Origin of the sequence: Bradyrhizobium sp. LA6.8 (assembly GCF_040547935.1) — a bacterium.
GTDB classification, from domain to species: domain Bacteria; phylum Pseudomonadota; class Alphaproteobacteria; order Rhizobiales; family Xanthobacteraceae; genus Bradyrhizobium; species Bradyrhizobium barranii.
The window spans coordinates 844,104-856,105 of record NZ_JBEPQQ010000001.1; the positions used below are offsets into that span (position 1 = coordinate 844,104).

Below are 12,002 nucleotides of genomic sequence, written 5' to 3' on the forward strand. Positions count from 1 at the left end.
CCGGAAGTCAGGACCCCTTCGGCGCCCAGATCTTGATCGCCGTGGTATCGATCTTCACGGGGATCAGGCCCTCGGCGTGGAACGCGTCCGCAATGCGCTGCTGCTCGGACAGGCCCGGGCCGGTCACCGCGCCAACCTGATAGGAACGGTGGCTGTTGGCCTCTTCGACGGTCGCCGCGTCAATCCCCCAGAGGCCCGCCAGCAACGTGGCCGCGTCTTTCGGCTGCGCCTTCACCCATTTGCCGGTCACCGAGAGCTTGGCGAAGATCACGTCGAGGACTTCGGCATGCTTGTCCGCATAAGCGGCCGAGGCGAGATAGTATCGCTTGTAGCTTGCAAGGCCATTGCTGCCGTCGGACAAGATTCGGCCCTTGGTTTGGTGCAAGGCGCTGGTCAGGAACGGATCCCAGGCCACCCAGGCATCGACGTTGTTGCTAACGAACGCAGCGCGGCCGTCGGCGGGTGTCAGATAAGCGGGCGTGATGTCCTTGAAGTTGAGCCCGGATTTCGCCAGCGCCGCAAGCAGCAGATAGTGGCTGCCGGCGCCCTTGGTGACGGCGATCTTCTTGCCCTTGAGCTCAGCAATGGTCTTGATAGTTGAAGACTGTGGAACGACGATCGCCTGCGCCGCCGGCGAGGCGGCTTCTTCCGCGATATAGGCGAGCTTGGCGCCCGCGGCTTGCGCGAAGATCGGCACGGTGTCGGCGACGTCGGCGCCGAAGTCGATGCTGCCGATGTTGATGGCTTCCAGCAGCGGCAGGCCGCTGGTGAATTCGTGCCAGGAGATGGTGATGCCGAGCGGAGCCAGCGCCTTCTCCAGCTCCCCGTTCGTCTTCAGGATCGCCGTTAGTGTCGAGGACTTTTGATAGCCGATGCGGATCTCATCGGACCTCGCGGGCTGAACGGACGCCACGGCCAAGAAGCCGAGCGCAACCACGGCAAGGGCTCGCAGGCGGAACGTGAGATGATGCATTTCGGGTATCCTGTTCAACGAAACTGCCTTGCCGTCTCGACCTCTGTTTGGGGAGACTGGACGGCTCACTTTGACGGCAAACGGGTCCGCGTGGCAATTTCGCAGTCGGGCGCAGAAGGGAACGAACATTCTCTCGTGCGTTCGGAATTGAGAATGGAGTTATCGGCGCGGAAAGGATGTTGTCGTAGCGCACTGCCTTAACGCATCCGATCAGGGCGATGAGCGGGGAACACAGCTTGGCTCATCGCTGTTCTGCGCGGAGCGCTTCCGTGCGGCGTAGCTCTCACCGGAAATCGCGAAGCTTACCAGTGCCATGATCCAGACGGACAGTCCGCCATAGAGCATCATCAGCCTGAAGCCGTGGATCAGCGCATCTTGCACGGCAGTTTCCGCTGCCGGCAGGAGGCTCAGCTCGGGGAAGTCGGACATGCCTGCGGTGCCGCCGGCGATCCGCTCCGCAAGGTGTTGCAGATGGCTGGCATCGAGCGCACCGGGAAGCGCGCTGCTCAGCCGGGAGGAAATACCGGCGATCAGGATGAAGCCCATCAAGGCGATGTTGATGGCTAGCGCGATCATGCGGGCGCTCATGTCGATGCCCGATGCCATGCCGGCTCGCGTGCTCGACACCGCTCCCGTCGTGACGTTGGTCACCGGTGTGTTGGTGAGAGCAAGGCCAGCGCCCGCAAGCAGGCATCCTGGCGCCAGTGTCAACCAGGTAACATGCTCAACGCCGCTACCGGCCCACATCAGCATGAAGCCAAGTCCGATGACGAACAGGCCAACCGGAATGGCGATGCCGCCGCCGAACCTCAGCAATATCCGTTCGCCGAGCGGCGGAATCACAAGCGCCGGAAGCGTGTAGGTGAGAAGCGCAAGGCCAGCTGCGACGTTGTCGTAACCAAGGGCGCTGCGATAGAAGATCGGTAGGTAGATCATGAAGGGCCAGAAGCTGAAATTCATGCCGGCCGATCCGAGCAGCGCGCCCGAAAAGGCGCGTATCCGGAACACGGAGAAGTCAAACATCGGGCGGGCGCTATGCAACTCCGCCAACACGAAGGCGATGAAGCTCAGAACGGCCGTCGCGGCGACCGTAAGGCCGGTTGGGCCAGTGAAGCCGAAGTCGGGGCCTTCCGTGATATAGAAGGCGACGCAGAACACCGACGTCGAGAGCGTCGCAATGCCTGCGATGTCGAGGTGCTTTGCCTCGGGATCGCGCGACTCCCGCACGCCGGTCACGGCGAGCGCGATCGTGACGATTGCGATGAATGCGTGGATCAGGAACACCCATTGCCAGCCGGCGACCGCGACGATCGTCGCGCCGATGATCGGTCCGAAACCAAGACCGATGCCGAAGATGATCCCCCAGGCGGCGAAGGCGCGTGCGCGCTCGGGGCCGTCCCGGAATTGATGGGAGAGAACCGCCACCTGACAGATCAGCATCGCACCACCGCTCATGCCCTGGAAGAAGCGGCTGACGATGAGGAGGAGCGCGTCTTCCGCCAGGCCGCAGATCAGGGAGGCGAGGCCGAACACGGCGATGCTGACCACGAATACAAGCTTTCTGCCATAGCGATCTGCCAGCGTGCCGGTTGCCATCAGCACCGTCGTGACCGCGATGGTGTAGGCATTCATGATCCATTGCAGCTGCTGGAAGCTGGCGTGCAGCACTGTCTCGAGCGTCGGCAGGATCGTCGGTACGCTGGAGATCTCCAGGCCGAACATGAGGGACGCGAGGCACGCTGCGGCCAGGGCGATCGTGTTTCGTCGTGATGATAAGACCGTCAAGGCCGTGACCTCCAAACATGGTGTCGATTGCCAGCACGCATGCGCCATCGCTCGCTCCGGGAGGGATTGGCGTCCCGTGCGCTTAGGCCCGCTTCAGGCTGAGCGAACATAGGGGGCCCTTGACCACAACAAAATCCGATCGATATAGATTTCAGAGACAACAAAGCCGGATGATGGAATGCTCTCGCTCGATGTCGATGCCGTCAGAGCCTTTGTGATGGTGGCCGACCTTCACAGCTTCACGCGTGCCGCCAAAGCCTTGGGGACGACGCAAGGCGCGATCAGCGTCAAGCTGAAGCGGCTCGAGGATCGCATCGGGCATCGGTTGCTCGAGCGGACGCCGCGATCGGTCCGGTTGTCTGCGCAAGGGACGGCCTTTCTGCAGGGCGCGCGAGAGCTGATCGTTGCTCACGAACGCGCGATCGCGGGGCTCGATGCGTCTCCGCGCCACTTCGGACTTGGTATCGCTGCGCATGTCGCCGGGCCGGAAGTCCCAGCCCTGCTGTCACGTCTCCACGCGCACGATCCGAATTTGACCATCGAGGTCCAGCTCGACAATTCGCGCAACCTCCTCGACCTGTTCGACCAGGGACGGCTCGATGCGGCCATCGTCCAGCGCGAGGACGATCGTCGTGATGGCGAGACGCTGGCGCGTGAGCGCTTCGGCTGGTTTGCGGCGCAGGGGTTCGAGCAGAGGCCGGGGGAGCCCTTACGTCTGGCTGCGCTGGCTCCGACCTGCGGCGTGCGCAACGTAGCCACGCAGGCGCTGGATGCGGTCGGCATCAAATGGATCGAGGTGTTCCTGGGAGGCGGCTCTTCGGCGGTTCACGCCGCCGTCGTGGCGGGGCTCGCCATCGCGCCGCTGTCGTATCGGATCGCGCCGAGTGGCACGATCGACATCGGCGAGAAGCTTGGGCTTCCCAAGCTGCCGCCGTCCGAGGTCGTGCTTCATTCGTCCTTGACCGATCAGCGGTCACGGGCCGCCTTGGGGGCGCTGGCAGCCGCGTTCCGCGAGCATCGCACGCAGGCGTGAGCTCCGTCCTTGCTATTCGGCGGCGTCGGATTGGAGCGCAGTCGTCGAAGGCGCGCGCCGGAAGCTCGCGCCGGGATGTGTCGTGTGCAACCGCGGGCAGCGTCCCGGGAACAGCTTTTCGCGCAGCGTGCCTTCGCGATAGGCGGTCTTGTAGACGCCGCGCGATTGCAGCTCCGGCACCACGAGGTCGACGAAGGCGTTCAGCGACTCCGGCGCGACCAGGCGGAACAGGTTGAACCCGTCGACGTCGGTCTCGTCAGCCCAAGCGATCAGCTCGTCGGCGACGTCCTGCGGCGAGCCGACCACGAAGGGCGAGCGGGCGCCGGCGCGGCTCAATCTGGCGAGGTCGCCGACATTGACCGGCCGGTCGCTCCGGACCGTGAAATTCTCGACCATCGACTGGATGGCGTTGCTCTCGACATATTTGATCGGCTGGTCGGGCCGGTAGGTCGAGAAGTCGATGCCGGTCCAGCCCGACAACAAAGCGAGCTGGCCGGTTTGATCGACATGCCGTGCGTAGTCCTCGAGCAGATCATTCGCCTCGGACCGCGTCGGCGCCACGATCACGGTCGCGCCGGCAAACAGGCGGATGTCGTAGGGATCGCGGCCATAGGTCTTGGCCGCTTCTCGAATCTCGCGGACAGCGCGTGCGAGGATTGGCTTGGTCTGACCGTTGAGAAAGATCGCTTCCGAGTGCCGGGCGGCGAAGGCGCGGCCGCGCTTCGAGGTGCCGGCCTGATACAGCAGCGGCGTTCGCTGTGGCGAGGGCTCGGCGAGATGGATGCCGTCAACCTTGAAGTAGGGACCATCATGCAGAACCCGGTGGAGCTTAGCGGGATCCGTGAAGACGCGGCTGCCGCGGTCGCGGCGAACCGCATCGTCCTCCCAGCTTCCCTCCCATAGCTTGTAAGCCGCGGTCAGAAAGTCCTCGGCCGCGTCATAGCGCTCGTCATGGGCGCGGCCAGCCGGAAGGCCCATCCCACGCGCGCCGCTGTCGAGATAGCCCGTGACGATGTTCCAACCGATCCTGCCCTTGGTGAGATGGTCGAGCGTCGAAAACGTACGTGCGAGTTGATAGGGATGCTCGAAGGTCAGGTTCGATGTGATGCCGAAGCCGAGATGGCTGGTGACGAGCGCCATGGCGGATACGAGCAGCGTCGGATCCGAGTTCGGAAGCTGCACCGCATGCAGGGCGGCGGTATCGGCTGTGCCGCCATAGACGTCGTAAACGCCGAACACATCTGCCAGGAAGATGCCATCGAGCAGTCCGCGTTCCGCGGTCCTGGCGTAGTCGACCCAATAATCGAGCGTGTTGTAGTCGATGGACGCATCGCGCGGATGAGACCACAGGCCCGCCCAATTGTGGCTGGGCGCAGTCATGTTGAAAGCGTTAAAGCGCAGCTCGCGCGGTCTCGTCATGGTCGGGCCCAATCGTCAATTGCGAAGAACATCTCTTCGCGTGAGCATTTTTTAGCATTTTGCGCGAGCGAGTTTGTTTCCAATTCAGCGAAGGACCGGGAACAAACGCGTTGCGAAGCTGCAATGACGCAGCACGCGCATCGCTATTTTTCAGACACGCTCGACAGCAGCAGAATCCGACCGCATCATTTTCGTCGACAAGCACCGCTTGCCGCGCATGGCGCGCTCTCGAGATCGAAAGGGAATTGCTGATGACCTTGGAGACCCGGAACTTCGAGACGCTAGCGTTGCATGGCGGATCCTACCGCTCCGACCCCGCCACCGGCGCGGTCGCGGTTCCGATCTATCAGACCACGTCGTTCCAGTTCGAGAACGCCGATCACGCCTCGCGCCTGTTCGCGCTCGAGCAGCTCGGACCGATCTACACCCGTATCGGCAATCCAACCCAGCAGGCCTTTGAGGATCGGCTTGCTGCACTCGAGGGCGGGGCGGCCGCCCTCGCAGTTGCCTCTGGACAGACGGCTTCCGCCTTCGCGATCTTCAACATTGCCCAGGCCGGCGACAATATCGTGTCCTCGACCGATCTCTACGGCGGCACCTGGACGCTGCTATCGCAGACCCTGAAGCAGTTCGGCATCGAAGTGCGCTTTGTCGATCCCGCCGATCCCGAAAACTTCCGTCGCGCGACCGACGCCAAGACGCGCGCCTATTTCGGCGAGACGCTTCCGAATCCCAAGCTGCACGTATTCCCGATCAAGGAGGTCGCGGACATTGGCCGCTCGCTTGGCGTGCCGCTGATCCTCGACAACACGGCGTCGCCGCTGATCGCACGCCCGTTTGAGCATGGCGCTGCGGTGGTGGTCTATTCGACCACGAAGTATATCGGAGGCCACGGAACCGCGATCGGTGGCGCCATTGTCGACGGCGGCAACTTCGACTGGGCCGCGCATGCCGATCGCTTTCCGCTTCTGAACAAGCCCGACGAGGCCTACCACGGCGCGATCTGGACTGAGGCCGCGAAGCCGCTTGGCCCGATCGCCTACATCTTGCGAGCCCGCGTCAAGCTGCTGCGCGACCTCGGCGCATCGATCGCGCCGCAAAATGCCTTCCAGTTCATCCAGGGCCTCGAAACCCTGCCGCTGCGCATCCGCCAGCACAACGAGAATGCGGTGAAGGTCGCGAACTTCCTTGCCAAGCACGCCTCGGTCTCGAACGTGATCTTCCCCGGTCTGCAAAACGGAGAGAACCGGCGCAGGGCGGACGCCTATCTGAAGGGCGGCTATGGCGGGCTGGTCGGCTTCGAGCTGAAAGGGGGCGTCGAGGCCGGCCGTCGCTTCATCGACGCGCTCAAGCTGTTCTATCACGTCGCCAATATCGGCGATGCCAGGTCGTTAGCCATTCATCCTGCATCGACGACGCATCAGCAACTGACCGCAGCCGAGCAGCTCGCCGCCGGGGTCACGCCCGGCTACGTACGCCTGTCGGTGGGGATCGAGCATCCCGACGACATCTTGGCGGATCTCGGTCAGGCGCTCGCACAGGCCGACGTTGGGGCGCGCAAGGCTGCGTGAGGCACATCATCTGAATCGTAACGGGACTTGAGATCATGAAAATTCTTCGTCGTACCGCCCAGGCCGCAGGTCTCTGGCTTGCTCTCACGGCGGCCGCCTTCGCCGGCGAGCCGCTGAAGATCGCGACCAGCGCCGGCCCGGTTGGGCAATTGGCGTCCTTTGCCGCCAAGCTCGCCAAGGAGAAAGGGCAGGACGTCAAGATCGTCGAGCTGTCGGACTGGGTGGCATTGAACGAGGTCGTGAACAGCGGCGACGTCGACGCCAATCTGTTTCAGCATGCAACCTATCTCGCGCTTCAGAATAGGCAACGCGGCTTCAACCTTGTGCAGGTCGACAAGGTCGGCGTCATTGCGCCGGTCGGCCTGTTCTCGAAGAAGATCAAGAAGCTCGACGACATCAAGTCCGGCGACAGCGTCGCCATTCCGAACGAGCCGCTCAACGGCGCACGCGGGCTGATCCTGCTCGAGCGGGCCGGGCTGATCAAGCTGGCGCCCGGTAAGGGCTTCTCGGTCAGCAAGTTCGACATCATCGAGAATCCAAAGAACCTCAAGATCGTCGAGCTCGACCCCGCCCAAACCTATCGGTCGCTCGACGACGTAACGTTGGCGCTCGTCAACATCACCTACCTCATTCCGGCCGGCGGGGATCCCAAATCTGCGCTCATCATCGACCGCACCATTGATGACGGGCTCGTGCTGCGCTTCACGGCCCGGCCCGACAAGAAGGACGATCCGCGCCTGAAGGCATTTATCCAGGTGTTCAACTCGCCGGAAGTGAAGCAGTTCATCGAAGAGAAGATCCCGGCCTTCATCCCGGCGGGGTTCAGCAGCTAGGAGGGCGCCGTTCGTTGGGAAACTGCACCATGATCTATGTCGTCGACGTCAATCAGATGAGCTTTGCCTTCGTGGCGGGAAGCGAGAGGCACGCATCGGAGATTGCAGGCTCGCCGGGGTTTGTGCAGGCTCTGGATCGTTTCTTCCTTCAAGGCTCCAACGGTTCGAGCCATCGTCCGCGTGCTGCGACGGTTCAGGAACTTGCTCTCTTCAACGACATGTCGTCTGAGTTCGCGGATGCCACGGCGGACGTCCTGGTTGCCCGCGTCGGCTAGACGTCGGAACAGATTATCGCTCGATAAGGAGATCGTAGACCATGAGACGTCGCTTGTTGCTCGTGATGGCCGCCTTTGCACTATTCACCGCGCCGGCCTCCGCGGATCAGAAGATCAAGGTCGGGATATCGGGCGGCGATGCCGAAATCATCTGGGCGAAGGTGAAGGAGATCGCGGCCAAGGACGGCCTCGATGTGCAGGTCGTCGTCTTCAACGATTATCTGTTGCCCAATGCCGCGCTGGATGTCGGCGATCTCGATGCGAATGCCTTCCAGCACAAGCCGTTCCTGGACAACCAGATCAAGACCAGGGGATACAAGATCGTCGCCGTCGGCGAGACGATCGTCGCACCGATTGGGCTCTATTCCCGCAAGGCGAAGTCGGTTGCCGAGATCAAGGAGGGGGCGTCGATCGGCATCCCCAACGATCCGTCGAACGGTGGCCGGGCCCTGCGGCTGCTTCAGGCCGAAAAGCTGATCGAGCTCAAGGACGGCGTGGGGATCCTGCCGACCGCGCTCGATGTGACCGCAAATCCAAAGAAGCTCAGGATCCGTGAAATCGACGCCGCCCAACTGCCGCGCAGCCTGGACGACGTCGATGCTGCGGTCATCAACACCAATTACGCCGTCCCCGCCGGCCTCATTCCCGGCAAGGATTCCATCGCAATCGAATCCTCGGTCAACAATCCCTACAACAACTTCATCGCCGTTCGCGAGAAGGACAAGGATGCTCCCTGGGTCGCGAAGCTGGTGCGTGCCTATCAGAACGATACGGTCCGCCAGACCATCAAGGACAAACTGCCGGGTCAGATACCCGCGTTCTGAACTGATTCAATCCGGAGACGAGCGATGACAAACCCACCTGGCCGTGCCGAGAAGCTATCGAGTTCGGCAGGATCCGTCGTGTTCGATGCGGATGTGCTGGTGCTCGGTGGCGGTCCCGCGGGCACATGGGCCGCAATAAGCGCCGCCGAGCGTGGTGCGCGCGTCGTGCTGGCGGACAAGGGGTTTTGCGGCACCTCAGGCGCGACCGCGGCGGCCGGCACCGGTGTCTGGTACGTCGACCCCGCTCCGGAACGCCGCGAGGCCGCGATGGCCAGCCGTGAGAAACTCGGTGGCCACCTCCAGGACCGTCGCTGGATGGCGCGCGTGCTGGACCGGACCTACGCCCAGAGCAACCAGCTCGCCGATTGGGGCTATCCTTATCCTTCGGATGACGACGGCAAGCCGCAGCGGAACTCGCTCCAGGGTCCGGAATACATGCGGCTGATGCGCAAGCGAACGAAGCAAGCCGGCGTCATCATTCTGGATCACTCGCCGGCGCTCGAGCTTTTGGTGGATGGGAACGGCGTGGTGGCCGGTGCCGCAGGCCTGCGACGGCAGAAAGGCGACCGTTGGGTGGTCAACGCGAAGGCTGTGGTGATCGCCACCGGCGGATGCGCCTTCCTTAGCAAGACGTTGGGCTCGAACGTTCTGACCGGCGATGGCTATCTCCTGGCGGCCGAGGCCGGCGCGGAATTCACCAGCATGGAGTTCTCCAACGCCTATGCTATCTCGCCGGCATTCGGCTCCGTGACCAAGACCCTGTTCTACAGCTGGTCGAGCTTCACCGACGAGGAAGGCAGTGTGATCCCAGGGGCGTCATCCAAGGGCGGCCGGTCGATTATTGCTCGGGCGTTGCGCAAGGGCCCGGTGTACGCCCGGCTCGACGAGGCCGACGCCGAGACCCAGCGGCATATGAGGGTATCTCAGCCGAACTTCTTCCTGCCGTTCGACCGGACCGGCCTCGATCCGTTCACGCAGCGTTTTCCGATCACGCTTCGCCTCGAGGGGACCGTCCGCGGCACGGGTGGCCTGCGGATCGTTGACGACAGTTGCGCGACTACCGTTCCCGGTCTCTACGCTGCGGGCGACGCGGCAACCCGCGAGCTGATCTGCGGTGGTTTCACCGGGGGCGGTAGCCACAATGCGGCCTGGGCAATGTCGTCGGGGTATTGGGCCGGTCAGGGCGCCGCCGAATTCGCGCATCAACTGGGCACCACAAGCGGGCGTCAGGCATTTCGGCGCGGCAGCGTTGCGCTTCGCTCCGGCAGTGGGCGACCGCTTCAGGCTGACAAGCTCGCCCGGAACGTTCAGGACGAGGTGTTTCCGTACGAGCTGAACTATTTCCGCGAAGCCGGGCGCCTCAGCGAGGCGTTATGGCGTCTGGACGGCTTCTGGTCTGAGGCATCGAATGCCGGCGCGTCAGACAAGCAGGATCTGCTTCGCGCACGTGAGGCCACGGCCATGCTCGCAACGGCGCGCTGGATGTATCGGAGCGCGCTGGCGCGTCAGGAGAGCCGGGGAATGCATCGCCGCGACGACTATCCCGAGCAGGACGACCGCTATCGCCACTACGTGACGACCGGAGGGCTCGACGACGTCTGGACCTCGGCGCGCCCGCTGCGTTCCTCTCAGTATGCGGAGGCCGCGGAATGATCGAGGTCATCGATGCCGAGCGCTGCACGGCTTGCGATATCTGCGTCAACGTGTGCCCGACCAATGTCTTCGACAAGACCGACGACATTCCAAGGATCGCGCGCCAGAGCGATTGCCAGACCTGCTTCCTGTGCGAGCTCTACTGCCCCGAGGACGCGCTGTTCGTCTCGCCATTCGCCGACGCGCCGCAACAGGTCGACGTCGCCGCGTTGAAGGAAGCCGCAGTGCTCGGCAGCTATCGGCGTGCAGTAGGCTGGACCAATGAGAGCCGGCACTTGCGCGATGCGGATCGGAGCTACCGGCTGTTCGGCCATTGAAGTTTACGACGACTTCGGGAGAACGGACATGACTGGAGATCGCCTGTTCCTGTTGAGGCCCGGATTTGAGGATCCCGAGCAGCCGGGCCGCTTCTTCGTCTGCTCGCACTGCAATGCGATTGAGGGGGTGCTGGCGTCGTTTCCAGGGCTGGCAACACAGAGTGAGGTGCTGCGCCTGGGGACGCTTTGAAAAGGGAGCGTGAAGTCCGATCGCGGCGCCGATCAGGGAGAAGGACGTTGTCACCAGGCCCAACAAGGCGGCCATGGCGAGGTAGTAGGGCGACGTCATGAAGCTCCCAATACATCGCGATCATTCGCCGCAACGTGCCTGCTGCGGCAGGATGACGTGCTGGATGTAGGAAAGCGAGAGCGCCTGCGGCGTCGCCGCGTAGGAAACTCATATAGACGGAATCAGCCGCAGCTCCGCGTTTCAGGCCGCCCGTTTCATCTGGGCAGAATCCTGCCGATAGGCGGACATGACGAAGCCCTGACGGCATCTGACCCCGGCCTCGATTCGAAAGCCGAGCTGTTCGAGCTTCTTGCGGACCTTGAGCGCGAAGCCCGCCTCGTTCGACTTGATCAGCACCGCGATTGCAGCGGTCGTGCCGAGAGATGGTGCGATCTGGGACAGCGCCATCTCGAACTCACTGAACATGTCTTGCACGGTGATGAGGCCGACGGAAAAGGCCGGCTTACGCAAGAAGATGGAGGGCAGTCCAATTCGGGTGAAGCCGCGCTGGCGCAGCGCCTGATAGAGTTCGGCGCTACCACGGCCCGCGACGATCGCGCGATTGAGATTCGACAGATGGGTGAGCGAGATCATGGTCTCGACCACCTGGTCGCGATCGGTGAAGGGAGCGGGGTGGAGCACGAAGATACTCCTTACAGTAGGTGCGCGGGCGCACTGGAACGAGAATTTGCCCTGAATGGCGCGACCAATATCGTTCGCGGCCAGTATGATTTCGAGGGGACAGGCAGGCTTATCTCATAGGAACGGCATAGGATCGGGACGAGGTTGAGGTGCGTTCAACGTTCGTTGCGCATGTAGGCGCTTCGTGCCGTCACCGATCTCAGGTCGGGCTCCGCACTGCTGCCTGCACCAGGATGGTTGATCGTTGCCTCCGACAGGCGATGGATGCCGGCGTCGATCTGGCGATCCAAGGCATGAAGAATGACGTGCGCGACGGCGGCCGTCACCAGGATGAGAAGCCAAGAGCGCAAACCCATGAGACTTCCCCATCCCTGGTGGCGTTGCACAGATCGGACAATTGGAGGGCTGGCCTGAACCGGAGCCTCGCTCAAAAAAGGAGCCCCGGACG

General features: G+C 63.0%; 12 protein-coding genes and 1 pseudogene. 8 read left to right on the forward strand and 5 right to left on the reverse strand.

The genetic code is table 11. From position 1 onward, the window contains the following. Positions 1-7: 7 nt before the first annotated feature. Together ABIA90_RS03565 and ABIA90_RS03570 are read right to left on the reverse strand one after the other, a co-directional pair. Positions 8-973, reverse strand: coding sequence for an aliphatic sulfonate ABC transporter substrate-binding protein (locus ABIA90_RS03565; RefSeq protein ID WP_354117317.1), 966 nt, complete (start codon positions 971-973; stop codon positions 8-10). Positions 974-1,183: 210 nt separating this feature from the next. Continuing rightward, positions 1,184-2,806 carry an MFS transporter gene (locus ABIA90_RS03570; protein WP_354117318.1) on the reverse strand — a complete coding sequence of 541 codons (1,623 nt, stop codon included), beginning with the start codon at positions 2,804-2,806 and terminating at the stop codon, positions 1,184-1,186. Positions 2,807-2,936: 130 nt separating this feature from the next. Between ABIA90_RS03570 and ABIA90_RS03575 the strand changes: the two genes are divergently transcribed. After that, on the forward strand, positions 2,937-3,791 hold the full coding sequence (locus ABIA90_RS03575) for a LysR family transcriptional regulator (RefSeq protein ID WP_354117319.1): 855 nt from the start codon (positions 2,937-2,939) through the stop codon (positions 3,789-3,791). A gap of 12 nt (positions 3,792-3,803) precedes the next feature. On the opposite strand, the gene ABIA90_RS03580 is transcribed toward ABIA90_RS03575, so the two are convergent. Continuing rightward, a complete protein-coding gene (locus ABIA90_RS03580; protein ID WP_354117320.1) occupies positions 3,804-5,210 on the reverse strand; it encodes an LLM class flavin-dependent oxidoreductase in 1,407 nt (468 codons plus the stop codon). Positions 5,211-5,461: 251 nt separating this feature from the next. On the opposite strand from ABIA90_RS03580, the gene ABIA90_RS03585 reads away from it, so the two are divergent. The 7 genes and pseudogenes from ABIA90_RS03585 to ABIA90_RS03615 all read left to right on the forward strand — a co-directional run. After that, positions 5,462-6,781 carry an O-acetylhomoserine aminocarboxypropyltransferase/cysteine synthase family protein gene (locus ABIA90_RS03585; protein WP_354117321.1) on the forward strand — a complete coding sequence of 440 codons (1,320 nt, stop codon included), beginning with the start codon at positions 5,462-5,464 and terminating at the stop codon, positions 6,779-6,781. 35 nt (positions 6,782-6,816) lie between these two features. Next, positions 6,817-7,614 carry a MetQ/NlpA family ABC transporter substrate-binding protein gene (locus ABIA90_RS03590; RefSeq protein ID WP_354117322.1) on the forward strand — a complete coding sequence of 266 codons (798 nt, stop codon included), beginning with the start codon at positions 6,817-6,819 and terminating at the stop codon, positions 7,612-7,614. 29 nt (positions 7,615-7,643) lie between these two features. After that, positions 7,644-7,889, forward strand: a complete 246-nt coding sequence (locus tag ABIA90_RS03595) for a hypothetical protein (protein WP_085404152.1) — start codon at positions 7,644-7,646, stop codon at positions 7,887-7,889. Positions 7,890-7,930: 41 nt separating this feature from the next. Next, positions 7,931-8,713, forward strand: a complete 783-nt coding sequence (locus tag ABIA90_RS03600) for a MetQ/NlpA family ABC transporter substrate-binding protein (RefSeq protein WP_354117323.1) — start codon at positions 7,931-7,933, stop codon at positions 8,711-8,713. A gap of 24 nt (positions 8,714-8,737) precedes the next feature. Next, positions 8,738-10,366: an FAD-dependent oxidoreductase gene (locus ABIA90_RS03605; protein WP_354117324.1), complete on the forward strand. Its 1,629-nt coding sequence runs from the start codon at positions 8,738-8,740 to the stop codon at positions 10,364-10,366. Beyond that, on the forward strand, positions 10,363-10,683 hold the full coding sequence (locus ABIA90_RS03610) for a 4Fe-4S dicluster domain-containing protein (protein WP_063984159.1): 321 nt from the start codon (positions 10,363-10,365) through the stop codon (positions 10,681-10,683). Before ABIA90_RS03605 ends, ABIA90_RS03610 begins: the two co-directional genes overlap by 4 nt. A 28-nt stretch (positions 10,684-10,711) precedes the next feature. Beyond that, a pseudogene (locus ABIA90_RS03615) lies at positions 10,712-10,861 on the forward strand (DUF3088 family protein); the annotation flags it as partial. Positions 10,862-11,113: 252 nt separating this feature from the next. Here the strand turns inward: ABIA90_RS03615 and ABIA90_RS03620 are convergent. Continuing rightward, positions 11,114-11,554 carry a hypothetical protein gene (locus ABIA90_RS03620; RefSeq protein ID WP_081369286.1) on the reverse strand — a complete coding sequence of 147 codons (441 nt, stop codon included), beginning with the start codon at positions 11,552-11,554 and terminating at the stop codon, positions 11,114-11,116. A 155-nt stretch (positions 11,555-11,709) separates the two neighbouring features. Continuing rightward, positions 11,710-11,910, reverse strand: coding sequence for a hypothetical protein (locus ABIA90_RS03625; RefSeq protein ID WP_166352105.1), 201 nt, complete (start codon positions 11,908-11,910; stop codon positions 11,710-11,712). Between the last annotated feature and the right edge of the window lie 92 nt (positions 11,911-12,002).

Bases quoted from the DNA above. Each gene is read 5' to 3' on its own strand.
- ABIA90_RS03605 (WP_354117324.1), top strand. From the start codon at position 8,738: ATGACAAACCCACCTGGCCGTGCCGAGAAGCTATCGAGTTCGGCAGGA.
- ABIA90_RS03610 (WP_063984159.1), top strand. From the start codon at position 10,363: ATGATCGAGGTCATCGATGCCGAGCGCTGCACGGCTTGCGATATCTGC.
- ABIA90_RS03590 (WP_354117322.1), top strand. From the start codon at position 6,817: ATGAAAATTCTTCGTCGTACCGCCCAGGCCGCAGGTCTCTGGCTTGCT.
- ABIA90_RS03595 (WP_085404152.1), top strand. From the start codon at position 7,644: ATGATCTATGTCGTCGACGTCAATCAGATGAGCTTTGCCTTCGTGGCG.
- ABIA90_RS03585 (WP_354117321.1), top strand. From the start codon at position 5,462: ATGACCTTGGAGACCCGGAACTTCGAGACGCTAGCGTTGCATGGCGGA.
- ABIA90_RS03580 (WP_354117320.1), bottom strand. From the start codon at position 5,210: ATGACGAGACCGCGCGAGCTGCGCTTTAACGCTTTCAACATGACTGCG.
- ABIA90_RS03570 (WP_354117318.1), bottom strand. From the start codon at position 2,806: ATGGCGCATGCGTGCTGGCAATCGACACCATGTTTGGAGGTCACGGCC.
- ABIA90_RS03600 (WP_354117323.1), top strand. From the start codon at position 7,931: ATGAGACGTCGCTTGTTGCTCGTGATGGCCGCCTTTGCACTATTCACC.
- ABIA90_RS03575 (WP_354117319.1), top strand. From the start codon at position 2,937: ATGCTCTCGCTCGATGTCGATGCCGTCAGAGCCTTTGTGATGGTGGCC.
- ABIA90_RS03565 (WP_354117317.1), bottom strand. From the start codon at position 973: ATGCATCATCTCACGTTCCGCCTGCGAGCCCTTGCCGTGGTTGCGCTC.
- ABIA90_RS03625 (WP_166352105.1), bottom strand. From the start codon at position 11,910: ATGGGTTTGCGCTCTTGGCTTCTCATCCTGGTGACGGCCGCCGTCGCG.